Below are 25882 nucleotides of genomic sequence, written 5' to 3'. Positions count from 1 at the left end.
GTCCGACCGGCAACAGAACGAGAGGTTTCACCATGCTGTTTCCCACGTCCCTTGTCGGAAGCTACTGCCAGCCCGACTGGCTGATCGACCGCGAGAAGCTGAAAGGCCAGTTCCCGCCCCGCACCCGCGCGAAGGAGCTGTGGCGCATCCCTGAAGACCATCTGAGGGAAGCGCAGGACGATGCCACGCGCATCGCCATCCGCGATCAGGAGGAAGCGGGGCTCGACATCATCACCGATGGCGAGATCCGGCGCGAGAGCTATTCCAACCGGCTGGCCACAGCACTTGGCGGGCTGGATCTGGACAATTACGGTACGGTCATGACCCGGTCGGGCCAGCCGGTGCCGGTGCCGCGGATCGTGGGGCCGATCACCCGGGAACGCCCCGTGGAGGTCGAGGACCTGAAGTTCCTGCGCGCCCATACCGACCGTCAGATCAAGATCACGCTGCCCGGACCCTTCACGATGAGCCAGCAGGCCGTCGACGAATATTACGGCGACCCGGCCAAGGCCGCGATGGGCTATGCCGAAGCGGTGCGCGAGGAGATTGCGGACCTATTCGCCGCCGGGGCCGACGTGGTGCAGCTGGACGAACCGTGGATGCAGGCCCGCCCGGAACCGGCCGAGGAATATGGGCTGGCGGCCCTGAACGCCGCGCTGGACGGGGCGGCGGGGACAACCGCGGTTCACATCTGCTTCGGCTATGCGGCGCTGACCAAGAAACGCCCGGATGGCTATTCCTTCCTGCCGCAGATGAAGGATTGCCTGTGCGACCAGATCTCCATCGAAACGGCGCAAAGCAATCTCGACACCTCGGTCCTTGAAGAAATCCGTGGCAAGACGGTCATTCTTGGCGTGCTGGACCTGTCGGATCAGACCGCCGAAACGCCCGAGGCGATTGCCGCCCGCATTCGCCGGGCGCTGCCCTACGTGGACGCCGACAAGATCGTCGTGGCGCCGGATTGCGGTCTGAAATACCTGCCGCGTGACGTGGCCTTCGGCAAGATGCAATCCATGGCGCAGGGGGCGGCGATCGTCCGGGCCGAGCTGTCGTGACCCTTCGCCTCATGAGCAGGTCCGCCTTGCCACAGCCGCCGCGTTTGGGGTGAAGCGACAGGGAGCCTTTCAGACGGGTCAGGTGTGCCCCCTGGCCGAGATCCCCGAGCGCGAGGTGGGGGCCGTCCAGACCTGACATTCATGTCCGGCGGCTTTGGCAGTCTGTTCCTGCGTGGCGTCACCAAAACAAACGTGACGATCATTCGGCCAGTTGAACAGCACAGCCGTTCCGCAGGCTGAAGGCGTTGGCCCGGGCGTGGCGGCAAGATTTCGGAGATATGCGGTGGTTCCGGACGGAGGTGGACGGACAGAAACCGCCTGGCAGCGTGGGCAGTCCTGCTGGCTTGCCCTTGCGCCGGATTTGTCCCGGACCTTGCCAATCCGGGCATCATGCCGCCGCGCGCGGGTTAAAGCTTCAGGCCGTCCAGAAAGATATCCAGCAGCTTCAGGACCTTCTCGCGCCAGTCAGGGCCCGGCTCGCGCGCGTAGCACAGCGCATACATCGTCTGGAGAAGGTCTTCCGACGTGACGCCGTCGCGGATCTGGCCGGCCTCTGCGGCACGCTCCAGCAGCCGGTCTACGGCCGCCTTGATACGTTGCATGTCGCCGGAATAGGCTTCTTTAGATTCCGGGGTCATCACAACCGACAGGGCGCCCAGCATCCCGCGCTTGGTTTCCACCAGCGCCACGTTGGCGTGCAACCAACTGCGCAGGGCCGCCACCGGATCGGCGGCGGTTTCCTGTCCTTCGGCAAGAACCACGATGTCTTCCAGATCGCGGCTGAACACCGCGTGAAACAGCGCCTCGCGCGTCGGGAAATGGCGATAGAGCGTGCCGATCCCAACGCCCGCCTCGCGCGCGACGGCCTCCAGGCTGGCATTCGGGCCACCGGTTTTCAACACGTCCCGCGCCGCCGAGATCAGCAATTCGCGGTTCCTGACAGCGTCGGCACGCGGCTTGCGCTTCTGCGATTCCACCCGAAGTCCACCTTTTGCTTGCAAAACGGAGGCACCCTCCGTATATATCACACATGAGGGCGCCGACGGCCCCTTTTCGGAAGACCATACCGACATATCAGCCCGGGCGCGAGGCCGGGCTTTTCAGCACAAAATCATATGAAGGGGGGACGCATGTCACTCTCCATTCACCTGTCCATCAACGGGACCGAACGTGACGTGGCGCTCGATGATCCGCGCGTGACGCTTCTGGACCTGTTGCGCGAACGCCTGGCGATGCCGGGCACCAAGAAGGGCTGCGATCGTGGCCAGTGCGGGGCCTGCACGGTTCTTGTGGACGGCCGCCGGATCAATTCCTGCCTGACGCTGGCGGCGACGCTGGACGGCGCGCAGGTCACCACCATCGAAGGGCTGGCCCAGGGGGGCGACCTGCATCCCGTGCAGGCGGCCTTTGTCGAACATGACGGGTTCCAGTGCGGCTATTGCACGCCGGGCCAGATCATGTCGGCCGTGGGCCTGATCGCCGAAGGAAGTGCCGGGGATGATCCCGAACGCATCCGCGAGGGGATGAGCGGCAATCTTTGCCGTTGCGCCGCCTATCACGGCATCACGCAGGCCGTGCAGGACGCCACCCGCCGCATGAACGCGGCTGCCAGGGAGGACGCGGCATGAAGATGTTCGATTTTGCCCAGCCCGCGACCCTGGACGAGGCCATCGGCGCATGGGAGCCGGGTGCAGCCTGGCTGGGCGGCGGCACGAACCTTGTCGACCTGATGAAAACCGGCGCGGTGCAGCCCGCCAAGCTGATCGACATCAGCCGTCTGCCGGGGCTTGCCGGGATTGACGAGCTGGACGACGGCGCCACCCGCATCGGCGCACTGGTCCGAAACGCGGATCTGGCGGGTGATCCCGCGTTCGCCGGCCGCTACCCCATGGTGGCCGAGGCTTTGCTTTCCGGTGCTTCGGGCCAGTTGCGCAATGCGGCGACGGTGGCAGGGAACCTGATGCAATACCCGCGCGACGCCTATTTCCCGGGCCCGGAACCGGATCCCATGGCGGATGCCAGCAGCCTGTCCGTGCTGGGCGCGGGCGGCGAGCCCGTCACCGTTCACCCGTCGGATTTCTGCGTTCCGCTGGTGGCGCTGGACGCCGTGGTCGAGATCCTTGGCCCCGACGGCCCCCGCGAAATCGCGCTGGCCGACCTGTATCAACCGGGCGAACCCCGCACCACGCTGATACCCGGAGAGCTTGTCACTGCCCTGCGCCTTCCGGCTGCGGCCGCCGAATTCCGGGCCAACTGCCGCTATCTGAAGGTGCGCGACCGGACGTCCTTTGCCTTCGCCATGGCCTCGGCCGCGGCAAGCCTGCGGATGGACGGCCCGCATATCGCCGAAGCCCGCCTGTCGCTTGGCGCCGTGGCCCCGAAACCCTGGCGCGTGGCCGAGGCGGAAGCGCTGCTGAAAGGCCAGGCCCCGGGCGCCGATCTTTTTGCCCGCGCAGCCGATGCGGCAATGGCCGGCGCGCAACCTGTCGGTGGAAACGGGTGGAAGATCGAACTGGCCCGTCGCACGGCGGCCCGCGCGCTTGCCATGGCCGCCGCGGGAACGCCGGCTGACATGCCCGCACTTCCTGCCTCTCCTTTCGGAAACCAGACCGGAGACCTTGCCCATGTCTGAACCCATGTCTGAACCCATGTCTGATGTTCTAGATCGTTCGATCCGCTTCGGTTCCAATGCCGGGCAGCCGCTGACCCGCCGCGACGGGATCGCGAAGGTGACCGGCACGGCGACCTTCGCGGCCGACAACCTGCCGGACGGACTGCTGCACGCCGTCTACCTGCCCGCCACCATCGCGCGGGGCCGGGTGACAAAGCTGGACGTCGACGCGGCCCGCGCCCATCCCGGCGTGGTTGCGGTCTACACGCCGGAAAACCGCCCGCCTTTGCAGGGTGATCCGGACGACAAGCCCACCATGTTTTCCTTCCGGATTGAGGTCCTGCAGGACGATACCGTCCGCTATGCCGGCCAGCCCATCGCGCTGGTGCTGGGCGAAACGCTGGAAGCCGCGACCGAAGGTGCGCGGCTGTTGAACCCGGACTACGACATGCAGACCCCCCGCACCGGGCTGGACGATGGCGATCCCTTCGACGTCGAACCGGGCGGGTTCGGGCGGCCCGCGGGCACGACCCATGGCGACATCGACGCGGGCCACGCGGCGGCGGCGAAAGCCATCGACGTGACCTACCGGACCGCCTCGCAATACCACAACGCGATGGAGACCCACGCCATCGTGGCGCAATGGGACGGCGATCAGCTGCTGCTCGACGTGCCCACGCAGGCGCTGAACATGACCTGCGCGGCCTATGCCTATTTCTTCGGGATCCCGGTGGAAAACGTGACCGTCCGCAGCCCCTATCTGGGCGGCGGCTTCGGGTCGAAGGCGATACCTGTCGGGCCCAGCGTGCTGGCGATCCTTGCGGCCCGCGCGTCTGGTCGGCCGGTGAAGCTGATGCTGACACGGCAACAGATGTTCGGCCCCGTCGCCCACCGTGGCGCCACGCGCCAGCGGCTGCGGCTGGGGATCGGCGACGATGCCGCGCTGACCGTTCTGGACCATGACAGCCTGTCCGAAACCTCGACCTTCGACGATTTCCATGAACCTGCGGCCAATGCCTCGCAGGGGCTTTATGCTGCCGGGGCCATCCGGTCGTCGCATCGGGGCGTGCGGCTGGATATCGGCACGCCGGGGCCGATGCGCGCGCCGGGCGAGGCATCGGGCGCGGCCGCGCTGGAATGCGCGATGGACGAAATGGCCGAGGCCGCAGGTATGGACCCGCTGGAGTTCCGCCTGAAGAACTATGCCGAGACAGAGCCGGGCACCGGCAAGCCCTATTCCTCGAAAGCCCTGCGCGACTGCTACCTGCAAGGGGCCGAGCGCTTCGGGTGGGCCGGTCGCCCCATGGCCCCGCGCCAGATGCAGGACGAAGACGGCCTGCTGACCGGCTGGGGCATGGGCACCGCGCTTTTCCCTGCGCCGATGTTCGCGGCCGAGGCGCGCGCGACGCTGCGGGCCGATGGCTCGGCTTTGGTGGAAACTTCGGCGGCGGATATGGGGCAGGGGTCGTGGACCTCGCTCGCCCAGATCGCGGCCGACAGTCTTGGCCTGTCGATGGACCAGCTCGAATTCCATGCCGGGCATTCCTCCCTGCCGGACGGGGGCGTTGCCGGTGGGTCCGGCCACACCGCCACCGCAGGCGGCGCGCTGCACGCGGCGGGCCGCGATACGATCCGCCAGCTGGGAGAGCTCGCGGCGGGCGATCCTGCCTCGCCCCTATATGGTGCGGGGAATGCCAGCCTTGTGGCGCAGCACGGGCGGCTTTTCGTTGAAGGCGATCCGGGGCGGGGCGAAAGTTTCACCGACATCCTGTCCCGCGCCGGGGTGCCTGAGCTGATCGGCAGCGGCAAGGCCGCCCGCCCGCCCGAGGCCGGTCAACGGCACGCGATGTATTCACACGGCGCCGTCTTCGCCGAGGTGAAGGTGGATCCCGAGCTGTGCCAGATGCGTGTCAGCCGTCTGGTCGGCGCTTTCGCGGCGGGGCGGATCATCAACCCGAAACTGGCTGAAAGCCAGCTGATGGGCGGCATGATCTGGGGCATCGGCTTTGCGCTGCACGAGGAAGCAAAGCACGATCCCCGCACGGGCCGCATCCTGAACGCGGATTTCGCGGGCTACCATGTGCCGGTGAATGCCGATGTCTGCGGGCTGGAGGTGGTGACGGTGCACGAGGACGATCCCTTCGTGAACCCGCTGGGCATCAAGGGCGTGGGCGAGATCGGGATCGTGGGCACGGTGGGAGCCATCGGCAACGCGATCCGGCACGCCACCGGCCACCGCATCCGCCGTTTCCCGATCCGGATCGAGGACCTGCTGACCGCCTGACAGACGCACCGGCCCCCTGCCATGGGGCCGGTGCGCGGACCTGCCTTTGGCGTGCGCCCCCCTACCGCCAGCGTTTGCCGGCTGCGGTCCTGGGCGTGGTGAACACGAGGGTCAGCCCGATGCCGAGCAGGATATGGCAGATCGGAACCGGGCAGACCGCGTTGCCGGTTCCGAGGCTGGCCATGAACCACCGACCGGCGCGCAGAACCCCTGAACCTGTTTCGCGCCCGCCAAGTCATAAGGGGCGCGGCCTAAACGGCCGTGCCTCTTCCAGCTGTCGCGCGGTGCGCAACACCAACGCATCGTCCGCCAGTGGACCGACGAGCTGCGCCGCGACCGGCAAGCCTTCGGGCGTCTGGTGGACAGGCAGAACGATCGCAGGCATCCCGCTGGCGTTGAAGGGGGCAAGGAACGGGCTGAAGGCGAAGAGCTTGTCCAGAAACACATCGAGATCGGTCGATGTCATCGGCAGCGATTTGTGCGGCAGTGCCGGGGTGGCCGTGGCGGGCGTGATCAGCAGATCGAACCGATCGAAATAGGCCGCCAGCCTGCGCACCTCCCGATTGATCACCGCGGTGCGCTGGAAATGATCCGACAGCGCCACGGTACGCGCATAGCGGAGCGCGGTGCGGGTCATCGGCTCGAGCCCGGACAGGTCGGCGCCGTCAAGATCGCCCGCGCCCGGGAACAGTCCGGCGAGCGAGGCGAGCAGAACGCGGATCATCGCATGGGTCAGGGCGTGAACGTCGAAGTCGGGCATCGCCTCTTCGACCTCGTGGCCAAGGTCCGCCAGCAGTAGACCTGTCAGTGCGGCAGCTTCGGCGCAGACCGCATCGACGGGCGCGCCATCGAACTGCGTTGTCACCAGCCCGATCCGCAACTTTTCGGGCGGGCGGGCGATCAGCGTCTCGTAAGCTTCCGTGGGTCTGGGGGTAAAGTAGGGCGCGCCGACATCCGGGCCGGCCGTCACGTCGAGGAGCGCGGCACTGTCCCGCACGCTGACCGTCACCGCATGTTCGTGGCTGATCCCGTGGTTCGGGTCGCCCCGGTGCGGCCCGAAGGGGTTCAGCGCGCGGCTTGGCTTCAACCCGACCAAACCGTTGTATGCAGCCGGAATGCGGATCGACCCGGCGCTGTCGGTTGCGTGGGCTGCAGGCATCATGCCGGATGCCACCGCAGCCCCGGCGCCGCCGCTCGATCCGCCTGCCCCGACATTCGTATTCCACGGGTTGCGTGTCGTGCCCCACGCGGCACTGTCGGTTTCCAGCGACAAACCGAACTCTGCCGAGGCACTGCGCCCAAGGATGCCGAAACCGGCGGCGCGCAGCCGTCCGACGAGGGTCGAGTCGAAGTCGAAGACTGTGCCGCGGAACCGCTTGGACCCGTTTGACAGCGGCAGGCCCTTTACCGGCGCGTGCAGATCCTTGATCAGGTAGGGCACGCCCGAGAACCGGGGCCCTTGGCCCGGGGCCTCACAGGCGTTCAGCGCCTCTTCGAACCGGGTCACGACGACGGCATTCACGCGCGGGTTCTGCGCCTCGATCTCGCGGATCGCGGTTTCCAGAAGCTCGCGCGGGGTCACTTCGCCCTCTGCGACCAGCGCGGCCAGGGCCACCATGTCCCTGCCGATCCATTCCTCGCGTGTCAGCATGTGTTCAGCCCCCCGGTGCCGTGACGCCGCCCCCGGTCACGATGTTCAGCACGGTCGCGTCACGGCCGGCCAGCGGCGACGAGCGCCTCGGCGAGCGCCCGAGGCGCGGAATACATCACCTCGTGTCCGCCGGGCATCTGGATCAGCCGACAGGGCGCCACCGCCTGGTACATCCGCGGAAAAAAGCCCCACTCGCCGATCGGAAAGACGATGTCCTCGGTCGGGTTGATGTAGCTTGCCGGGATCTGAAGGGTCTGGAAAACCGAGAGATCGACAGGTTCCGTCAGCGGGGCGAAGGGCTCCGGGCGCAACGCGTCGAAGGCGGCCTTGGCCGTGGCCTCATCGGCATCGCCCATGAACCCGTCGCGCCAGACGGGCCACGGCGGAAAGACGGTGTTGTCGGGCGATTGGGCGGCCATCTGTTCGAAAAGCGCGCGGTGATCGGGCGGCGCCGCGGCCACGGTCGGCGCGCCGCTTTCGGCCAGCAGCGGCGAGATGTAGACCATTCGCGCGATCCGGTCTTCGAGTTGTTCGGCCGCCTTGCGGATGAATGAACCGCCCGCGCTGTGGCCCACCAGCACGAAACGCTCCAGACCTGCCGCTTCGATGTCTTTTACAAGGCCGTCGACGATGCCTTGGAACGTGACCGACGACGGCCCCGCGCCCACACCTGTCTGCAGCGTTGGTGCAAGGGTCGTGTGGCCCGCCGCGTGCAGGCAGGCCTCCACATGCCGCCAACAGGCGCCGTCATGCCATGAGCCGTGCACAAGAACAAAACAGAGTGTATCGTTTGTAACCATTGGTTGCATCCCCGATCCGGTTGATCCGTCGGTTGAAAGATGCCGCGGATGGCGGATCGCGTCTTAGGCACGTGTCACGGTGTTTTAGCCCGGTATCACTTTCGGTTAAGGCCGCGAGACCGGGCGTCTGGACCCTCGGAAACGCCGCGGCGAGACGCGGTAGCGTTTCTTGAAGGCGGCCGAAAAGCTCGAGGCATGGCTGAAGCCCACCTCGGCGGCGATCTGATCGATGCTGAGATCGGCGTCCCGAAGCAGGGTCATCGCCGTCTCCAGCCGCGTGCGACTGATGAACTCCCGCATCGTGCAGCCATGCAGCTGACGAAATCCGTAGGCAAGTTTGGTGCGGTTCATCGCGAAGCGGCGCGAAAGCTCGGCGACCGGGGGCGTTCGGGAAAGATTGGCTTCGAGACACTGCCGGACCTCCGTCAGCCGCACCAGATCGCGCGCGCTCAAGGCGATGCACCCCCCCGAAATGCTCCGTTCGGACGCGGCCAGCGCACTGACCAGCAGTTCTTCGGCTTTTGCGCGGGCGTAGAGCAGGCGCAAAGGGCCCTCATGCGTCATGGCGAGCAGATCGGCCGCGGCACGGATACAGGCCGCGCTCATTTCGTGGCGACGGAAAAAGAACCCGCTTGTGTCCGCAGGCAGGCCCGCTTCGGCATCGCCGGTGGCGTCGAGGCCGCAGATCCGTTCCAGATAGGCCCGCTTGATCGAGATCGTCGTGCAGACGGAGCGCGCGCCACCCTGGATGACGTGCCCGCAGAGGACACCGGCAGGTTGATGGAAATAGCGCAGCTCCTGCCCGATCAGGTCAAAGCGCCCGGCATGTCCGAAATCGAAAACGGCATGGGCGTCGAAACAGAAATTGAAACGGATCCAGTCCTCGCCAGCATAGTTGAGCGTGCCGGAGGTTTCCCAGAAACAGTCGCTGAGGATCATGGTGAACGACGGGTCGAACTCGAAAAACTCGATGGTGCCCGTGCCTGCCGGCGGCGCGAGACGCAGCCGCACGGATCCCGGCCCGGCGTGTTCAACCGTGCTCGCCGCACCAAGCGCCGCGCGCAGGTCCTCGCCGTTGCGCGTCAGGCTGCAAGGCCGGGGCGAAAGCAGGGCGGTGGTCAAGCGGTGTCCTCTTTCTCGTCGGTGCAGCCCATGCGGACCGCGTGTACGCGACTCTGCCGCATCCGGTGCAACGATGGTGTACCGTCCGGCGCGGGTTGTCGATGATGTTGCGCCCGGGCGTTGACGCGATACGTCTTGGGCGATGGGGCGTGGGGTCTGAAGCGCGGCTTCGGTCCGGTTCCCGGCGTCCGGAGTGGTCCAAGGCCTGCCTCTCCGCGTAATGACATCAGGCGCGGCACCGCGCCCGTGACCGAGGAGTTTCGAGTGTCAGCCAATCCAGGGAGCGGAGACCGCTTGCCCGCCTATGCTCTCTTCGCCGGGGTGCTGGCGGCGGCTGGCCTGCCGATCTACCTGCACGCGCCGAAGTTCTTCTTCGACCAGTACGGCGTCAGTCTCGGCGCGCTCGGGTCGGTTCTCTTCGGGCTGCGCTTGTTCGACGTGATCCAGGACCCGGTTCTCGGGTGGCTGTCCGGTGTGCTGGAGCGGAAGCGGAGGGTCGCCGTGGCACTGGTGGGCACGGTCATGGCCGCGGCGATGGTCTGCCTTTTCGCCATCGCCCCGCCGTTCGCGCCGCTGGCGTGGTTTGCCCTGACCCTCGGACTGCTGTTCACCGCGTTCAGTTTCCTGACGATCACCTTCTACGCGCAGGGTGTCGAAAAGGCCGGCCGCGCGCCCGGCATGGGACATGTGCGGCTGGCGTCCTGGCGGGAGACCGGCGCGCTGATCGGCGTCTGCCTTGCGGCGGTGGCGCCGACGCTGCTGGCTGTTTTCTCGCCCCGTCCATTCACCATTTTCGCGGTTTTCTTCGCCGTCGCAGCCATCGCAGCCGTCGTGGCGATGCGTTCCGAATGGCGGGCGACCGGGGCGGACACGCGACCGGCCTTCCGGGCGATTCTCGCAGATCCCGGGTCGCGGCGGTTGCTCTGGATCGCCTTCGCCAATGCAGCGCCGGTCGCCGTCACCTCGACCCTGTTCCTGTTCTTCGTCGAATACCGGCTGGAGGCGCCCGGCCTGGAAGGACCGTTGCTGCTTCTCTTCTTCGTCGCCGCGGCCATCAGCGCGCCGCTCTGGGGGCGGGCGGCCACACGCTACGGGCTGCGCCGCGCAATGCTGTCGGGCATGGTCCTTGCCATTGTCACCTTCACCGGCGCCGCCTTCCTCGGGGCCGGGGACGTGGTGCCCTTTGCGCTGGTTTGCCTTGCGTCCGGCGCGGCGCTCGGCGCCGACATGACGCTCCTGCCGGCGGCCTTCTCGACACATGTGGCCGCGGGCTCCGGCAATCCGGGGCAGGCCTTCGGGTTGTGGAACTTCGTGTCGAAATTCACGCTGGCCTTCGCGGCGGTGACGGTTCTCCCGGCGCTCGACATGGCCGGCCTGTCTTCCGACCGTCAGGCCGGCGAGGGCGCGCTGATCACCTTGACCCTGCTCTATGCCGTGCTGCCCTGCGCGTTGAAGCTGATAGCGCTCTGGCTGCTGGTGTCCTCGACGGAGTTGGCGGCGCTCGATGCGCCTGCCGTCACAGCCCGCGGTTGAACGCTCGACGCGCGCGGGCTCGGTTGGGAGGGGCGGGACGTGCGCGTGAAGCCATCGGACCGGCGCAGCCTTGCGCCATGAGCCGGTTCCTGCTGCCCGATTTCCTTCGCGATCCCCCGACTGATCCAGCATCCGACCTGCGCCGTATACAACGCATACCCCGACGAGGGGTTCACAAAAAGGGAGATGATACAATGCTGAGAAGGACTTTCCTCGCAACCGCGGTCGCGGTGAGTGCACTTGCATCTGCGCCGGCACACGCAGCCGACAAGGACATCGTCGACACCGCCGTCGATGCCGGTAGCTTCACCACTCTCGTTGCCGCCGTTCAGGCTGCCGGGCTCGTCGAGACCCTGAAGGGCGAAGGCCCGTTCACCGTCTTCGCGCCCACCGACGCGGCCTTCGCGAAGCTGCCCGACGGCACCGTGGACGATCTGCTGAAGCCGGAGAACAAGGACAAGCTGGTCGGGATTCTCACCTACCACGTCGTTCCGGGCGCCGTGATGTCGTCCGACCTGAGCGACGGGATGATGGCGAAGACCGTGGAAGGCTCCGAGGTCACCGTGAAGACGGACCCCGAGGTGATGGTGGACGGGGCGAAGGTGACGCAAGCCGACATCGAAGCCTCTAACGGCGTCATCCATGTCATCGACACCGTGATCATGCCGAGCATGTAAGTTCACGGCTAAGATCACGGCGCGGCTGCCCTGACCATCGGGTGGCCGCGCCAATTCCTGTTCAATGCCGGACGATCCACCGCCGGTGCCGGAAGACGCGTCAAGTCAGGAACATACCATGCACGTCACCCGACGCCTTTTCCTCGCCGGAGCGGTCACGCTCGGCCTCGCCGCGTGTTCCTCCACCCCGGTTTCTCCTGTTGGCCCGACCGAGCCTGTCACTCTTGTGTCGGCGTTCGAGGGAAAGCGAACCGGCAAGGGGCTGTTCCGTATCTGGCTTACCGGTTCAGAAAGACGCTTCACCGCACGGCTTAACGGCCGCGTCACAGGTCCCCCGGGACAGAGAACGCTTACAGTTGTCGAGGACTTCGCCTTTGACGATGGTCAGCAGGATCGACTGACCTGGGTTTTCCGTGAAACGGGCCCGGGTCGATGGTCCGGCAAGCGGGAGGACACGGTAGGTAAGGCCACCGTGATCGAGAAAGACGGCACGATCCGCTTGACCTACACGGCTGATTTCAAATCACTCGATGCCGTCACGCGGCTGGGGTTCTCGGACCTTATCTATCAGCAGCCTGATGGGACGCTGGTGAACGATGGAATTGTCACTCGCAAGGGCGTCCCCGTAGCAGCTGTCCGCTTCGTGATCCGATAACAGTCCGCCTTTGAAGGCGGGCCAACCGCCGATCATGGTGCCGGTCTGTCGGGGACGATGCTACGCAGAACGACGATCTCGCTTCCCCTGCGGTCGGTGCGCACTGGATCAAAGCGATCTTGCGGTCCTCTGGGGTTATTCTGGAAACCGGTCATTCTGCGCAACTGACTGGAGAGGCCGCTATTGGGCCGAAAGCGACAGGCAGCTTGGTTTGCCGAGACACCGCCGGGCCGCCGCAGTTCCCGTTTGGTCCCTTTGGGGCTCAGAATTGTTTTCACACATTACGCAGCAAGCTGCAGTGCATGGGCTTCCTATGTGATGCCACAATGGCAGGTGTTTCCATTGAAACCAGACATCATTTATTGCCGATCGGTGATCCCGCTGGTCAGACCTCTACTCGCTTCAGGAAAAAACCTACGAGAAACGGAGTTCATCGTCCAGTTTGTTGTCTATCCACACCCGCCGAGTCCCTGAGCGCAGGTCAGATCAACTACGGCCCAGAGCGCATGTAACTTTAGGCGCAGCCGCGAGGCTGGTCGAGTACCCGATATTTCGGCCCCGGCAAGCAAGCAGGCAAAATGATCTGGACGCGGCCAAGCGGTTTCTGAAAGATGCGCGGTCTCTCTTGGGCACTTCGCCCTGAAGCGTTGATTGATCTCGACGACGCCGGGTTCGTTTCGCGATTTGAGGGCCTCTTCCGGCGGATGGACTAAGCATAACAGTGGAAACGTCCCAGACATGGCTCTTGTCGGCAGCGTCCGCCGGGAATGTGCCGGTTTCAGCAAACATACCCGTATGACCGAGCTTTGCCATCGCGTGCCAGGCGTTCCGGAACCAGGCAGTCAAGAAACATCGTTTCTGTCTCCGGGAAGTGGCGCTCTGGATGCGTCGGACTTGTACCAAGGTCCGACCGTCAGATTTGCATCCGCATTTTGTCACGACAGTGTAACATCAGCCATCTAACCGGTCGCAAAATCCGGTACTTTTGGGGGATCACCATGACGATTGGAAGTTACGTACTGGACCGACGCCTGGTTCTGAAGGGTGGCGCTGCGACGATTGCGGGAATCGTGGCGGGACCCGCGGTTCGTGCCCAAGGTCGCCCGGATGCCGTCGTCTTTACGATCGCTGATCTGCATGCGCCGTATGCCCGTTTGCCCGCGCTGCTGGATGCGATCCGCAAGCAAAAGGCCGAGGTTGGTGTTCCGACCGCCCTGCTTGTTAACGGTGACATCTTCGAGCGTGGCAACGTGGTCTGCCAGCGGTCCGGTGGAGCGGCGGATTGGGCGTTCCTGTCCGCCGTTGCCAAGGAAATGCCTGTTGTCGTGAACCTCGGCAATCACGAGACGGCGATCCTGGACGACATGTCGACCTTCGTAGCACGGGCTGACCAGGCGGGAATACAGGTCGTCTCGAACCTCGTAGACCGCCGGACCGGGCGCTTCTTTGCGCCGGTCTCGGAACGGCTCGGGCTTGGCGGCATGGATATTTCGCTTCTCGGCCTTGCGGCCACCAATCCGTTTGTCTACCGCCCGAATGTTCGTGAGACCCTGACCTTCCTCGACACCACGCAGTTCGTGGCCGATGCGTTCGAGGACACCGCAGCAGGTGCCGATCTCAACGTGATCATGAGCCACGCGGGCGTGTCACCGGACAAGACCTTCATCGATGCTTTGCCGGCCGGTACGGTGATGCAGGGCGCGCATGACCACCTGAACATCGACATGAACCACAACGAGGTTCGCTATTTCCATGGCGGGAGCTGGGGATCGCATATCGGGATGCTGTCCCTGACACATGCGGGCGACACAGTGCAGACGGCCTACCAGACGGTCGATATCGCGCCGGGTGGTGGCGATGCAGAACTGGCGGATGTGATCGAAGGCCAGAAGGCCGAACATCTGACAGATGAGGACCGCGCCATTGTTGCGGTTATCCCCGAGCCGCTGGATATGCACCAGTCCATTCTTGTCGCGACCGACGCAATGCGCCTGGCAACAGAAGCAGATGTCGCCCTGATCGGGCATACCACGTTCGGCGCGCCCCTGGCGGCCGGTCCGCTGACCAATTACGACTTCGACGCCTTCGTGCGTTTTGGCGGCGGCTTGAAAGTGGCCGAGGTGTCCGGTGAGACCCTGCGGCAGATGCTTTCGCGCGCAAATCAGTTCGCCGCGAAAACCCTGGACGGCCGGACCGGCGATTATGTCCATGTGCGTGACGTGGATATCGATGGATCGCGCACCTATCGTCTTGCGGTGAATGCCTGGACGGCAACCAATCAGACCGCGTATCTGGGCACGACTGATTTGCCGTTCGAGGATGTCGAGGGCCTTGAGCTTAAGGCTGTCATCGCCGATCATCTCGCGTCGGTTTTCCAATAGAGATCGTTCCAACTGCGCGCCTCGTATCCGGCGCGCCTGAGGTCCGCAGTGCAGACGACATCGACGGCAGGCGTCGGGAAGAGCACGGGCCCGTTTCGGACATCCGCAAGTTCGGTGACAATGCCGTACGTTTGCGGTTGGGCTGAAGCCCTTTCCAAAGCGGCACGCGCAGGTTTCTGTACGTGTCCGTCGGTTGTCTATGTGGGCGCGGCTGGAACCTCCTCGCTCAGGAAATCCTCGCCGCCCAGGTCCCAGCGGTTCTGCTCTGACCAGATCTGGCGCAGGATCTCTCCCTGACCGGTGAAAGACGCGCCCGTCGTCTCGCAGGCATAGATGCGGTCGGTGCGAAAATGACGAAGGCCGCCGCGAAGTTCGCACCATGCCGCCAGCAGGACAGCGTTGATGTGATAGACGACGGCGATGGGCCGGATGGTGCGCGTCGTCCGCTGGCCTGACGCATCCTGGTAATCGATCCGCAGTACCCGTTCTTCCCGCACAGCCGCGCGCAGCATCGCTTTCGAAACGCAGCCCAGTTCCGGGTCATCATCCGGGGCACCCCAGGGCGACACCTGAAGCCAGTCCGCCGGCGCATGAAGCGCATCGATCTTGGCCGAAATGCGGTCTGCTGCCCGACGCAGCGCCCGGTCGCCCGACCTGCTGAGCATGCAGAGCCCGACGCGAAGCGCCTCCACCTCCTCTTCATCGAAGTTGAGCGGCGGCAGGTCATAGCCCCGACGCATGACATAACCGATCCCGGGCGCGCCCTCGATCGGTGTGCGCATGGCCTGAAGCGCGGCGATATCGCGATAGACGGTGCGGACCGATACCTCGAGGCGCGCCGCCAGGTCGTCTGCCCGAACCGGGCCATCGGCAGCGCGAAAGATCTGGATCAATTCGAAAAGGCGGTTCGATTTCGTCATGGGAAGCATTCGATCAGGTGGAGGCTCCTGACACCATATGCGTATCCCCTGACAACGTCATGTCAGGAGCGATCGGCGATGGTTCCCCAGCCGAAATCAGGAGAGCCGTCGATGAGCCACTATGACCACGCAACCCTTCTCGCCCTGCGCCTGGGTCCCTGGACCAGCACTGAAAGGCAAGCGCAGTCGACCACCGACAAGGAGATCGAAGCCGCTTTCCTTGCGCAGCGGCAATCGGCTGTCGCCTCGAAACCCGCGAAGAAAGGCGCCGCCCCGGTCGCCGCGCTTCGAAATCTTCTCCGCGATGGGTTTGCCGGAAGGTCTTCCTGATTTGCTCTTTGCCAGTTGCGGCGCGCCTTTCCCCGACCGGTCTTGTATGACACCGCCCGCGCAGCGCACGGCCAGTTTGCCGATGGCGGACCGGGTCGACAACCCGAACCCGATCCCGCAAAGATGGCCAAGCCTTCCGGTGCAGATCCGTCTACAGCGTCTCCACCACGCCGCCATCTACCCGCAGGCTGGCGCCGGTCGTGGCCGAGGCCTGGGGCGAGTAGGCGTAGACGATCATGTGGGCGACTTCCTTCACGTTCGCGGCGCGGCGGATGAGGGAACTCGGCCGCGCTTCCACGACGAATTCGGCGGCGACGTCTTCGATGTCCCTCCCGGTCTGGGTCACGCGATCGGCGAGCATGTCGCGCAGGCCGTCGCTGAGCGTCGGGCCGGGCAGCACCGAATTGACCGTGACGCCCGTACCTGCGAGACGCTTGGCCAACCCGCGCGCAAGGGCCACGTCGGCCGCCTTCCTGACACCGTAGTGGATCATGTCGGCGGGAATGTTGAACGACGATTCCGAACCTAGCATGACGATCCGGCCCCAGCCGCGCCGGACCATGGCGGGTGCCAGCGCGCGGCTCAGGCGCATGGCGCTCATCACGTTGACCTGCCAGTGCCGGTCCCATTCCAAGTCAGACGCATGTCGTCGCCCGGCGCGGCAAGCAGACGGTCGAAGTCTACGAGGCCATCGTGGAAGTCTGCCCCACGTATCCAGTAATTCAGGTCACGGCGCAGGGCGTCCTTTTCGGCGGTCCAGTAGGGTTCTTCCAAGGGCGTATCCGGGAGCGCGCCTGCGAAGGGCGGCAGGGTGCCACGGATCAGGCGCATGCCCTGCGCCCGAGTGCGCGCCGCCACCTGGAGCAGCCCGGCCTGAAGGCGGTCGAGGCTCATCGGGCCTTCACGTAGGTGGCATCCAGCCAGAGAAAGGGCCAGTCACCCTCCAGCGGCCGGTTCAGGAACGCCTGCACCCGCTCGTAGATTTCCTCGCACAGCCGCACCTTCGAGGTGCCCGTCAGCCCCATGGCCCGCACCAAGTCATCGACGGCGCGGGTCGAGACCCCGTGGATGTAGGCTTCCTGTATCACAGCCATCAGCGCCTTCTCAGCCGTCTTGCGCGGCTCCAGGAAGGTCGGGAAATAATTGCCCTTGCGCAGCTTCGGGATGTTCAGGCCGATGGTCCCCGCCCGGGTATCCCATTGCCGCGGCCGGTAGCCGTTCCGCTGGTTCTCCCGGTCGGAATTACGCTCGCCATGGCCCGCACCGCAAACGGCGGCCACCTCGATATCCATCAGCCGCTGCGCGGCAATCTGGATCAGCTCTCGCAGAAAATCCGCGTCATCGCTCTTGGCGATCACGCCCGGAAGGTCAATCATGGTCTCGGTCATCGTGCTCTCCTTCGTTGTCGTCGGTCTTCGAACAACCTCAGACTACGAAGAAGCGCGGTGGCCGCCAGCCCGGCCGCGCGCTGCGCTACGCCAAGGGCTTCGCGCGCGACCTCCTACACCACCCGACGGGACACTACCTGAAGATAGGCAGGATTTGCCGCCCCCGGCCTCAGTCAGTGCCGTAAGCCGCCTCCATCGCTGTCCGGGCAATGTCGCCCCGGGTCATGTCCCGATCACGCGTCCGGATGTGCAGGATGGCCGTGGACTCGACCTCTTCAGGCCGCAGGACGGCCGGGTCGGGTCGATGCGAACCGTGCCGAAGTGACCGATCCGAGGCATTGAATTTCGTGAAGTTTCCTCCCCGAAGATCCGCATTCGTTACGCCGGTTTCGCGCGGCCATCTTGAAAGTGTTCTCAATTTGTTCTATATTGAGGGCAGGCAACACATGGTGTCTTCAGATGGAAAAAACAGCCGAATTTCTTCCCGCCACGCAAAAGCAGATCGCCTATGCCCGGTCTCTGGCGCTTCGTAATCAGACGCTCCTGCCCGAAGAAATCCAGCACGACCGCCGCGCGCTCAGCAGCTGGATCGAAGCGCAGGCCAAGTTGAAGCCAATGTACTCCGGCGACACTGCGGGCGACGGGCGACCGACCTCGAAACAGGTCGCCTTCGCCGAAAGGCTCGCCCGTATCAAACGGCGCTCGATCCCCGGAGAGTGCTTTCGCGACAAGGGGCTGATGTCGCGCTGGATCGACGGGAACAGGTAGCTGCGTGGAACCTGTGGCAGCGTTTCGCAAGGCCGCTGGCAATCCCACTGGTACTGTAACCGCGGCGCCACATCGGCGTGGAAATCGATCCGGGCCGATTACGAGATCGTAGCAAGTTTCGAAAGAACACCGACAGATCTGGGTCCTTACATGGTCAGGTTGGTGCCAGGCAGATGTCGACCCGTGATGCGTTTTCGCCGCCGTCGCTCAAAGGCAAATCCAGCAACATGGCCGGCCGTTCCGGCCCCCTCCTCGCCGCTTCGGGCCTTATCCTCGTGGGCTGGGCAGGCGTGGCCGCGGGAGAGATCGTGGCTCCGCCATCGCAGGGTGGGGTGAACACTCCGGACGGTGACATGCCGCGTGTCACGTCAACCGTCAGCGGCGGTGGCATTGTCCCCGTCATCCTCGAGACCGATAACGACTGGTCGATCATTGGGCAGATCACCGGGGCGCTTTCCCTGGACGGGCTGCCGACGGTCGATCCGTCGAATGGCGTGGTTCAGTACCTGTCGACAGGCTCGACCCCGCAGGCAACGGAGACCGCTTTCGATGCCGGTGACATCACGGTCACGATGGGAACGCCGACCGGTTCGGCAGGCACGGACAGCCTGTCGGCCACCGGCATCACGGGGGGCGGCCCGGTGCCCGGTGCGTTGTGGGTCGGCTCGGTCGGAACCGACGGCTATCTGGCGCCCGGTCAGGACAACTGGCAGAACAACGATATCGACAACTTCACGCAGGGTGCCGTGGACGGCAGCGACGCGGGGGCGATCATCGTCACCATCGACGGATCGGCCGCGCTTTCGGCAACGGGGCAGGGCGCGAGCAAGGGTGGCGCGCTCGGCACGCCGGCGCTGTCGGGTGTAACGGTTACGTCCATCGGTGGCCACGCCACCAGCGCGACGGATGCCGATGAAAACGCGTTTGTCGGGAATGGCGGCGATGCGGGCGATATCAACCTGACGACAGAAGCCGGCAGCACGATCATCGTCGATGCCGGCGGTGACGGCGGTGCGACCGGGATCTATGCCTATGCGCAGGGCGGCGCGCTGGGTCAGGCGCAGAACTATTACACCGGCACGCCCGGGACGGCCGGAACGGTTGCGGTGACACATGGTGGCAGCATCACAGTGTCCGATCCGGACGGGTTCGGCATCTACGCGGCTGCGGTCGGTGGCGACGGGTTCGAGAACGAGGCCACCGTGCTTCCGACAGGGAACGGATATCCGGCCGATGGGGGTGCGGTTTCCGTAACGCTCGGGTCCGATGCGTCCATCACGATGGGGCAAGGCGGCGTTGGCATATTTGGCTTCAGCCGCGCAGGCAGCTGGGAGCCGTTCGGCAGCACCTTCCAACCCAGCGGCGGGACCGTGGCGATCACGCTGGACGATGGCGCGTCGATCCGGACGGGCACCGGGAAAGGTGCCGATTTCGCCATGGGCGCGCTTGCGATCAGCGCCGGCAATGCGCTTGTCGAAAAGCGCGGCGATAACGGGGAAGGCAGTGGAAACGCAGGCTCGATCACGATCGACAACGCGGGCGACATTGCCACGGGGGGCACGTTGTCCTTCGGGCTTGCGGCGCTGGCGGTCGGCGGCACGCCCTTTGTCACCAGCGTCAACAGCGGTTCGAACGTCATCGGCAACAGTGGCGAGATTGCGTCGGCCGATGGCGGTTCGATCAACGTGGGCCACAGCGGCACGATCACCACGCCGGGCGACCATGCGGCCGGGATCCTCGCGCTCAGTTCGGGCGGTGGCGGTGTGGTCAAGAACGATGCCGCGGGCGTCGTCAATTCCGACGGTACCGGGTTTTCCGCCGGGACGCTCCTGGGCGCGAACACGAACTCTGACGCTGCGGCGACCAGCGGGGGCAGCGTCGAAATCGACGTCTCGGGCACAATCGCGACCGGCGGGACTGCGGGCTCTGGCATCGGGGCCTTCGGTATCCTGGCGCAATCCATCGGCGGCAGCGGCGGCATGGCGGGGGGCAGCGAAAGCCTGACCGCCATCGGCGATGCCGGCGGTGGAGGCGGCGCCGGTGGCAAGGTCACCGTCAGTCTGGATGATGGCACGCGCATCGGCACCTTGGGCAAGAACGCCCACGGGCTTCTGGCGCAATCCATTGGCGGGGGTGGCGGCAGCGGAGTTTCGTCCTCTGGCGGGTTCGTGGCGGTCGGCGGTGCGGGCGGCGCGGGGGGCGATGGCGGGACGGCCACGCTGAACACGGCGGGTTCGGTGCAGATCACGACCGCGGCCAACTATTCCCACGGCGCCGTCGTGCAGTCGATCGGCGGCGGCGGCGGCAATGGCGGCTATGCCGACAGCGCCGGCGCCTTCGTCGATGTCGCGATTGGCGGGGCAGGTGGCGCGGGTGGCTCGGGCGGCGTCGCGGGTGGCTACAACAACGCGGGCAGCCGTGTGACCACCGTCGGCAACCACGCCTACGGCATGACCGTTCAGTCCATCGGCGGGGGGGGCGGTGTCGGTGGTGCGGCGATGTCTTACGCGGCCGGGGCCCTGTTTTCGGCCTCCTTCGCGGTGGGCGGCAAGGGTGGCGTCGGCGGTGACGGTGGTGTTGTGACAGGCATCAACCACGGTACCATTTCCACCGGCTTGAACCCTGCAACGCTGGCCAGTGGCGTGACATTCGTGGCGGGGACGGGGACCGTCTATGGCACGCTGTCCAACGGGGCGACGTTCGTGGGCGACTTCACGAGCGGCGGGATCGAAGACGGTGTCGTTGCGGGCGATCTGGGTACGCTCACGATCCGGGACGGTGACCAGACCCGGACCATCCAGAATGCATCTATGGACGATGGGGTGCTGACCGGCGCCGGGTTCAGCGGGACTGTCATGTCGGGTGGTATCTTGCAGGCGGTGGCCTCGGATCCCGGCACCGCGCTGGTGAGCGGTGTTCTGTCCGACGGGCTGTTCACCGCGGCGACGGGCGCGCCGAACCCCAACGGGGCGGATGCGGCGGGCATGGTCGTCCAGTCCATCGGCGGCGGCGGTGGCGCCGGCGGGTCGGCCACGGGCAAGGCGCTGGCGCTGCCTCTGGCAGGCGGCGGAGAATATGAACTGAAGCAGTTCGCCTTCGCGGGGTCGCTGGGCGCGAACGGCGGGGCGGCCGGTGATGGCGGCGGCGTTACCGCCGGCAACTACAATGCCATCCTGACCTGGGGCGACGCGGCGCGGGGCGTTGTTGCGCAATCCATCGGTGGCGGCGGCGGTATCGGCGGCGACGCGACCGCAACAAGCACCACGATCCAGGATTCCGGCACCGATTTTCAGGCGAGCTTTGCGCTGGGTGGATATGGCGGGGCCAGCGGGAACGGCGGTACGGTCACGGCCTTCAACGGCGCGGAAGACGGCAGTGAGATCGGGTCCGTCATCACCCACGGCCAGTTCGCGACCGGCATTCTTGCCCAGTCGATCGGCGGTGGCGGCGGCGCGGGCGGAACCGGCACTGCCACCAACAACACGCCCGACGTGCCCTATGCCACGGGCAATTCCTATGCTGGTGACCTGGGTCTGGGAGGCTTTGGCGGCGCGGGCGGTAATGGCGGCACCGTCACCGTCTACAACTACGCGGGCAGCAGTAGTGCGACCACCGGCTCAGACGCGACGGCCATACGGGCGCAGTCCATCGGTGGCGGTGGCGGTGAGGGCGTGGGGGGCAGCGGCGGTGTAAGCGCAACCGTCAGCAACACGCCTCTGTCGATGAAGGTCAACGTGGGGGCCGTGAACGGCGATGCGGGTGATGGCGATGCGGTGACGGTCGACAATTACGGGTTCATCTCGACCATGGGCGGCGGATCGCACGGCATCCACGCCCAGTCGGTCGGCGGTGGTGGCGGGGCAGCGGGCAGTCTCGATTCAAGATCATCGGCATTCCTGAAATCCGTTGCAGGAGACGTGAAAAGCTGGCTGTCGGACGACGGGTCCTACAGAGCATTGATCAGCCTCGGCGGGTCTGCCGGGGACGGTGGCGACGGCGATATGGTGACCGTGCTGAACGACGCCACGGCAGGCATCGCCACCAACGGGGAACGCGCCCTGGGCATCCTGGCGCAATCCATCGGCGGTGGCGGCGGCACGGCCGGGGCGTCGAGCGGCCTGTCGCGGTCCGCGGTCACATCGACAACGACGCAGGATGGCGCCCGCGTCTTCACGACGACCCTCGATATCGGGTCGGGCAGTGGCAGCACTGGGCAGGGCGGCACGGTCGATGTCACGAACAACGGGCAGATCGTGACGACGGGCTCTGGAGCTACGGCGCTCGTGGCGCAGTCGGTCAGCAACGGCGGATACGGTGCGGCGGCGAGTGTCGACGGCGACCTGACGCTTGCGATGGGTCTCAGCGTTAACACCGATGTGATTTCGTCCGCGCTCGACGGTGGCGATGTCGGCGTGATCCATTCCGCGGACGCCTCGATCACGACTGCGGGGCGCGACGCGGCGGCGATCATCGCCCAGTCGGTTGGCGGCGGTGGGGGCATCGCGTCGGCTGGCAGCGACGCGTTCCAGACTGTCGGCGGAGGTCAGGCAGGGTCCGCCTTTCACAAGATCACTCTTGGCGGGACCTACAGCGACAGCGCGCCGCCGAATGTCGGCGGCACGGTTTCAGTCACCGCATCCGGTGACATCGCGACCACTGCCGACTGGTCTCATGGTGTTGTTGCCCAGTCTGTCGGTGGCGGCGGTGGCAGTGCCGCCGTCCACACAACCGACAGCGTTGCGGCATCACTCGACGTCGTTGTCGGCGCAACGGGTGGCACCGGCAATGGCGGCGATGTGACTGTCGCGCTCGGCTCCACCGGGGGCCCCGCCAGCATCACGACGGGCACCCAGACGACGACGGGCGGTACGACCACCCGGACAGGCTACGCGGCCTACGGCATCCTTGCCCAATCCATCGGCGGCGGCGGCGGTCTTGTGATGGAGGACACCGCCGCAGGCACGCAGGCATTCGGCACCATCATGTTGGGTGGCAACGGCATCGGCAACGGAACCAAGGTGTCTGTCACCGGCGACGCTTCGGTGACGACCCATGGTGACACCGCCCATGGCGTCGTCTTGCAGTCTATCGGGATGGGCGGGGGCATCGCCGGTCAGGGCAGCAGCCTGACGCCGGACAGTCCGGCGGCGACCGGCGCGGTGCTTGCGTCCCTGAACCCGCTTGCGGCGGCGCCCGCCTATGGCAATGGCGGGAATGTCACGCTCGACTCCGCGCTCACGATCTCGACGTCGGGCGCCAGTGCTTACGGCGTCCTCGCCCAATCCATCGGTGGGGGCGGGGGGCTGGCCTTTTCGCAGAACGCGGCCAACATTGCCACGATCGGCAATGCGTTCGGGACCGGCACCAAATCGAACGGCGGCAACCTGCGGCTGACGCTGCAGGACGGCACCGCCATCGCAACCACAGGCGCGGCGGCCCACGCCATCGTGGCGCAATCCATCGGCGGGGGTGGCGGGATCCTTGGCTATCACAACGGGTCCGGCTTTTCCTTCCCGACCGAGATCACCAACACCCAGGTCGGCGACGGCAACAGCGTCAACATCACCACCAATGGCACCATCACGACGTCGGGGGACGGCGCGCATGGCATCCTTGCCCAGTCCATCGGCGGCGGCGGCGGATTGTTTGCCCAGGACGGGACGGCCTATGCCGGGTCCGTCGGGGGGGGCACCAGCCGGGGCGGTGGCATCACCATCAACCAGAGCGGCACGCTGGCCGCCACCGGCGCCGACGCGAGCGGTATCTTCGCCCAGTCGACCAGGGGCTCCGACGGGCCTGCGAGCATGAACATCGACATTGCCGGCGCCGTAAGCGGCGGTTCGGGTACCGGCTATGGCGTCTGGATGGACGGTGGCAGCTTCAATACGCTCACCATCGACGCCACGGGATCGCTGAGCGCGCTTTCGGGCAACGCGATCTATGTCACCGGCGGAAGCTCGACCACCGTTGCGAATGCCGGAACGCTGTTCGGGAACGCCTTGATCTCGGGCGGCACCCTGACCAACACCGGCATCTACGATGTCGGCAATGGCGCGACGGTCGATGGCTTCTACCGGCAGAGCGACACCGGAACCCTGCGCTTCAGCTTCACCTCCGACCCGTCGGCGAAACTGATCGTGGCCGGGAGCGCGGTCCTGCAAGGCAGCGCCGATCCGGTTGTCGGTGATTGGCTTCTGCCAGTCGGTAACGTGCTGATTCAGGGCGAACCGGTGGAGCTTGACGGCCCGGTCACAACGCCCTCCGGGCCGCTCTATTCGTGGACCATCGGCCAGCCCGGCCCGACATCGGTCACCATCACGCCGGTTGCCGATTTCACCGGTGCCGCCAGCGGATTGGACGGCAACGAACAACAGGCCGCCGGGTATCTGCAGGACGAATGGACAGCGCAGAACGCTGCGATGGCCTCTTACTTCGCCGATCTCTACAACACGGTCGCCACGCAAGGGCAGTACCAGACCGTACTGGACGACATGTCACCCGAGGCGACACAGGCGCTGGCCACCAACCTGGCCAATGTCTCCGACTCCATCCTTGGCGCGGCGATGAGCTGCCCCGCCTTCGAGGGCACTACGACGCTTCTGACCGAGGGAAGCTGCATCTGGGCGCAGAGCGGCGGCGACATCACCCGCCGTTTCGATGCCGACAGCCGCGTGTCGCGCGTCGTCACCAGCTTCGGCGGACAGAAGGAACTGGACAACGGCTGGGCCTTGGGGGGCACTTTCGGCTTTGCCGCCCTGAACGCGAAGGGGAACACCTATTCGGGCAGCGGGACGGACTATTACGGCAGCGTGGCACTGAAACGGGTTGTCGGGCCGTGGACCTTCGCGGGCGCACTGGCCGGTGGCGTCGGCGACTATTCGATCAACCGCGTGGTTCAGACCGACGGGTCATCCCTGACGGCCGAACCGGACGCATACCTTGTCGGCGCCCGGGCAAGGGTGGCCTACGACTTCGCCTACAAGAACAGCTACATCCGCCCGACGATGGATCTGGATCTGACGTATCTCAACACGGCAACCTATCGCGAAAGCGGCACATCTGCCTTCGCGCTGGCCGTCGATGAGAGCGACCAGGTGAATGCTGTCTTCGCGCCGTCGGTCGAGTTCGGCTTCCGCCGCAACATGGCCGACGATTTCATCCTGCGCGGCTATGTCAGCGGCGGCGCGGCATTCGCGGCCCGGGACGGTCGGTCTGTGTCGGCCGCGCTCATCGGCGCGACGTCCGACAATGCGTTCCGCGTGAACATCGACACGCCCAATGTCCTTGGCACCTTCACGGCCGGTCTCCAGCTTTACCAGGACAAGGGTTGGGACGTGCGCGGCGAATACAGGTTGCAGGCAGGCGGCGATTTCCTGAACCAGGGAGGGCTCTTGCGCCTGTCCTACCGGTTCTGACAGGGGCGTCCGGGCATTGTCGCGATGGTCTTGCACGGCGGTGCCACCTTAAGCCCTGCGTGCGGCGGGACCAATACGGCCGCGGCGCGGAACGCCGTGTGAGTCTTCGATCAATGTGCTGATGATCGACTGTATGCAGAGGATCTTTGGGGCCATTGTAGGTAAGGTTGGGTTTGTGGGCGTTTTTCTGATCCTCGCAGGACTCAATAAGTCTGATCCCCAAAGTTTCACACTCGAACTGGGGTTCGTGGACGCTTCGTTGAGTCGTGACAATCCCTGTTCGAGGGTGTTC

19 protein-coding genes and 1 pseudogene are annotated in these 25882 nt (G+C 65.7%); 11 read left to right on the top strand and 9 right to left on the bottom strand.

Annotated features, from left to right (window positions below):
- Positions 1-32 precede the first annotated feature (32 nt).
- The gene (locus D4754_RS07820; protein ID WP_121062466.1) at positions 33-1055 is read left to right on the top strand and encodes a uroporphyrinogen decarboxylase family protein; all 1023 of its coding nucleotides are present in this window, start codon (positions 33-35) and stop codon (positions 1053-1055) included.
- A 407-nt stretch (positions 1056-1462) separates the two neighbouring features.
- On the opposite strand, the gene D4754_RS07815 is transcribed toward D4754_RS07820, so the two are convergent.
- Positions 1463-2032: a TetR/AcrR family transcriptional regulator gene (locus D4754_RS07815; protein WP_240453798.1), complete on the bottom strand. Its 570-nt coding sequence runs from the start codon at positions 2030-2032 to the stop codon at positions 1463-1465.
- Between the two features lie 153 nt (positions 2033-2185).
- Here D4754_RS07815 and D4754_RS07810 point away from each other — a divergent pair, with 153 nt between their 5' ends.
- From D4754_RS07810 to D4754_RS07800, 3 genes are read left to right on the top strand one after another with little or no spacing between them, the layout of a single operon-like run.
- Entirely contained in the window at positions 2186-2683 is a 498-nt protein-coding gene (locus tag D4754_RS07810; protein ID WP_121062464.1) for a (2Fe-2S)-binding protein, read from the top strand.
- Positions 2680-3687: an FAD binding domain-containing protein gene (locus D4754_RS07805; protein WP_121062463.1), complete on the top strand. Its 1008-nt coding sequence runs from the start codon at positions 2680-2682 to the stop codon at positions 3685-3687. The genes D4754_RS07810 and D4754_RS07805 overlap by 4 nt, the downstream gene beginning before the upstream one ends.
- A 16-nt stretch (positions 3688-3703) precedes the next feature.
- Positions 3704-5950: a xanthine dehydrogenase family protein molybdopterin-binding subunit gene (locus tag D4754_RS07800; RefSeq protein ID WP_205589600.1), complete on the top strand. Its 2247-nt coding sequence runs from the start codon at positions 3704-3706 to the stop codon at positions 5948-5950.
- Positions 5951-6011: 61 nt separating this feature from the next.
- Here D4754_RS07800 and D4754_RS24555 read toward each other — a convergent pair whose 3' ends face one another.
- From D4754_RS24555 to D4754_RS07785, 4 genes are all read right to left on the bottom strand, one after another.
- Positions 6012-6134 (bottom strand): hypothetical protein, encoded by a 123-nt coding sequence (locus tag D4754_RS24555; protein WP_276208622.1) that lies wholly within the window; start codon positions 6132-6134, stop codon positions 6012-6014.
- Positions 6135-6185: 51 nt separating this feature from the next.
- Positions 6186-7601 carry an amidase gene (locus D4754_RS07795; protein WP_121062462.1) on the bottom strand — a complete coding sequence of 472 codons (1416 nt, stop codon included), beginning with the start codon at positions 7599-7601 and terminating at the stop codon, positions 6186-6188.
- A 59-nt stretch (positions 7602-7660) separates the two neighbouring features.
- Positions 7661-8401, bottom strand: coding sequence for an alpha/beta fold hydrolase (locus D4754_RS07790; RefSeq protein ID WP_163025833.1), 741 nt, complete (start codon positions 8399-8401; stop codon positions 7661-7663).
- A 105-nt stretch (positions 8402-8506) separates the two neighbouring features.
- Positions 8507-9523, bottom strand: coding sequence for a helix-turn-helix domain-containing protein (locus tag D4754_RS07785; RefSeq protein WP_121062460.1), 1017 nt, complete (start codon positions 9521-9523; stop codon positions 8507-8509).
- Positions 9524-9817: 294 nt separating this feature from the next.
- Between D4754_RS07785 and D4754_RS07780 the strand changes: the two genes are divergently transcribed.
- The 4 genes from D4754_RS07780 to D4754_RS07765 all read left to right on the top strand — a co-directional run bounded on the left by D4754_RS07780 (position 9818) and on the right by D4754_RS07765 (position 14769).
- Positions 9818-11056, top strand: coding sequence for an MFS transporter (locus D4754_RS07780; protein ID WP_240453797.1), 1239 nt, complete (start codon positions 9818-9820; stop codon positions 11054-11056).
- Positions 11057-11250: 194 nt separating this feature from the next.
- Positions 11251-11733: a fasciclin domain-containing protein gene (locus tag D4754_RS07775; RefSeq protein ID WP_121062458.1), complete on the top strand. Its 483-nt coding sequence runs from the start codon at positions 11251-11253 to the stop codon at positions 11731-11733.
- A gap of 64 nt (positions 11734-11797) precedes the next feature.
- Positions 11798-12388 (top strand): DUF3833 family protein, encoded by a 591-nt coding sequence (locus D4754_RS07770; protein WP_121062457.1) that lies wholly within the window; start codon positions 11798-11800, stop codon positions 12386-12388.
- Between the two features lie 1070 nt (positions 12389-13458).
- Positions 13459-14769: a 5'-nucleotidase C-terminal domain-containing protein gene (locus tag D4754_RS07765; RefSeq protein WP_163025832.1), complete on the top strand. Its 1311-nt coding sequence runs from the start codon at positions 13459-13461 to the stop codon at positions 14767-14769.
- A gap of 197 nt (positions 14770-14966) precedes the next feature.
- Here the strand turns inward: D4754_RS07765 and D4754_RS07760 are convergent, their stop codons facing one another.
- Positions 14967-15689: a helix-turn-helix transcriptional regulator gene (locus tag D4754_RS07760; RefSeq protein WP_121062697.1), complete on the bottom strand. Its 723-nt coding sequence runs from the start codon at positions 15687-15689 to the stop codon at positions 14967-14969.
- A 111-nt stretch (positions 15690-15800) separates the two neighbouring features.
- Between D4754_RS07760 and D4754_RS07755 the strand changes: the two genes are divergently transcribed.
- On the top strand, positions 15801-16019 hold the full coding sequence (locus D4754_RS07755) for a hypothetical protein (protein ID WP_121062455.1): 219 nt from the start codon (positions 15801-15803) through the stop codon (positions 16017-16019).
- A gap of 151 nt (positions 16020-16170) precedes the next feature.
- Here the strand turns inward: D4754_RS07755 and D4754_RS07750 are convergent, their stop codons facing one another.
- The 3 genes and pseudogenes from D4754_RS07750 to D4754_RS07740 form a co-directional block, all read right to left on the bottom strand.
- Positions 16171-16620, bottom strand: a complete 450-nt coding sequence (locus D4754_RS07750) for an SDR family NAD(P)-dependent oxidoreductase (protein ID WP_121062454.1) — start codon at positions 16618-16620, stop codon at positions 16171-16173.
- On the bottom strand, positions 16620-16913 hold the full coding sequence (locus D4754_RS07745) for an SGNH/GDSL hydrolase family protein (RefSeq protein WP_121062453.1): 294 nt from the start codon (positions 16911-16913) through the stop codon (positions 16620-16622). The genes D4754_RS07750 and D4754_RS07745 overlap by 1 nt, the downstream gene beginning before the upstream one ends.
- Positions 16913-17407: pseudogene (locus tag D4754_RS07740) on the bottom strand (transposase); the annotation flags it as partial. The pseudogene D4754_RS07740 and the gene D4754_RS07745, both read right to left, overlap by 1 nt.
- Before the next feature lie 459 nt (positions 17408-17866).
- Between D4754_RS07740 and D4754_RS07735 the strand changes: the two are divergent.
- Both D4754_RS07735 and D4754_RS07730 read left to right on the top strand, forming a co-directional pair.
- Positions 17867-18175, top strand: a complete 309-nt coding sequence (locus D4754_RS07735) for an exosome complex component (RefSeq protein ID WP_121062451.1) — start codon at positions 17867-17869, stop codon at positions 18173-18175.
- A gap of 173 nt (positions 18176-18348) precedes the next feature.
- Positions 18349-25590 carry an autotransporter outer membrane beta-barrel domain-containing protein gene (locus tag D4754_RS07730; protein ID WP_121062450.1) on the top strand — a complete coding sequence of 2414 codons (7242 nt, stop codon included), beginning with the start codon at positions 18349-18351 and terminating at the stop codon, positions 25588-25590.
- Positions 25591-25882 lie beyond the last annotated feature (292 nt).

Source organism: Chachezhania antarctica (genome assembly GCF_003646465.1).
Taxonomy (GTDB): domain Bacteria; phylum Pseudomonadota; class Alphaproteobacteria; order Rhodobacterales; family Rhodobacteraceae; genus Chachezhania; species Chachezhania antarctica.
Note: the sequence above shows the minus strand (reverse complement) of the source record. Positions and strands in the feature narration are given on the sequence as shown.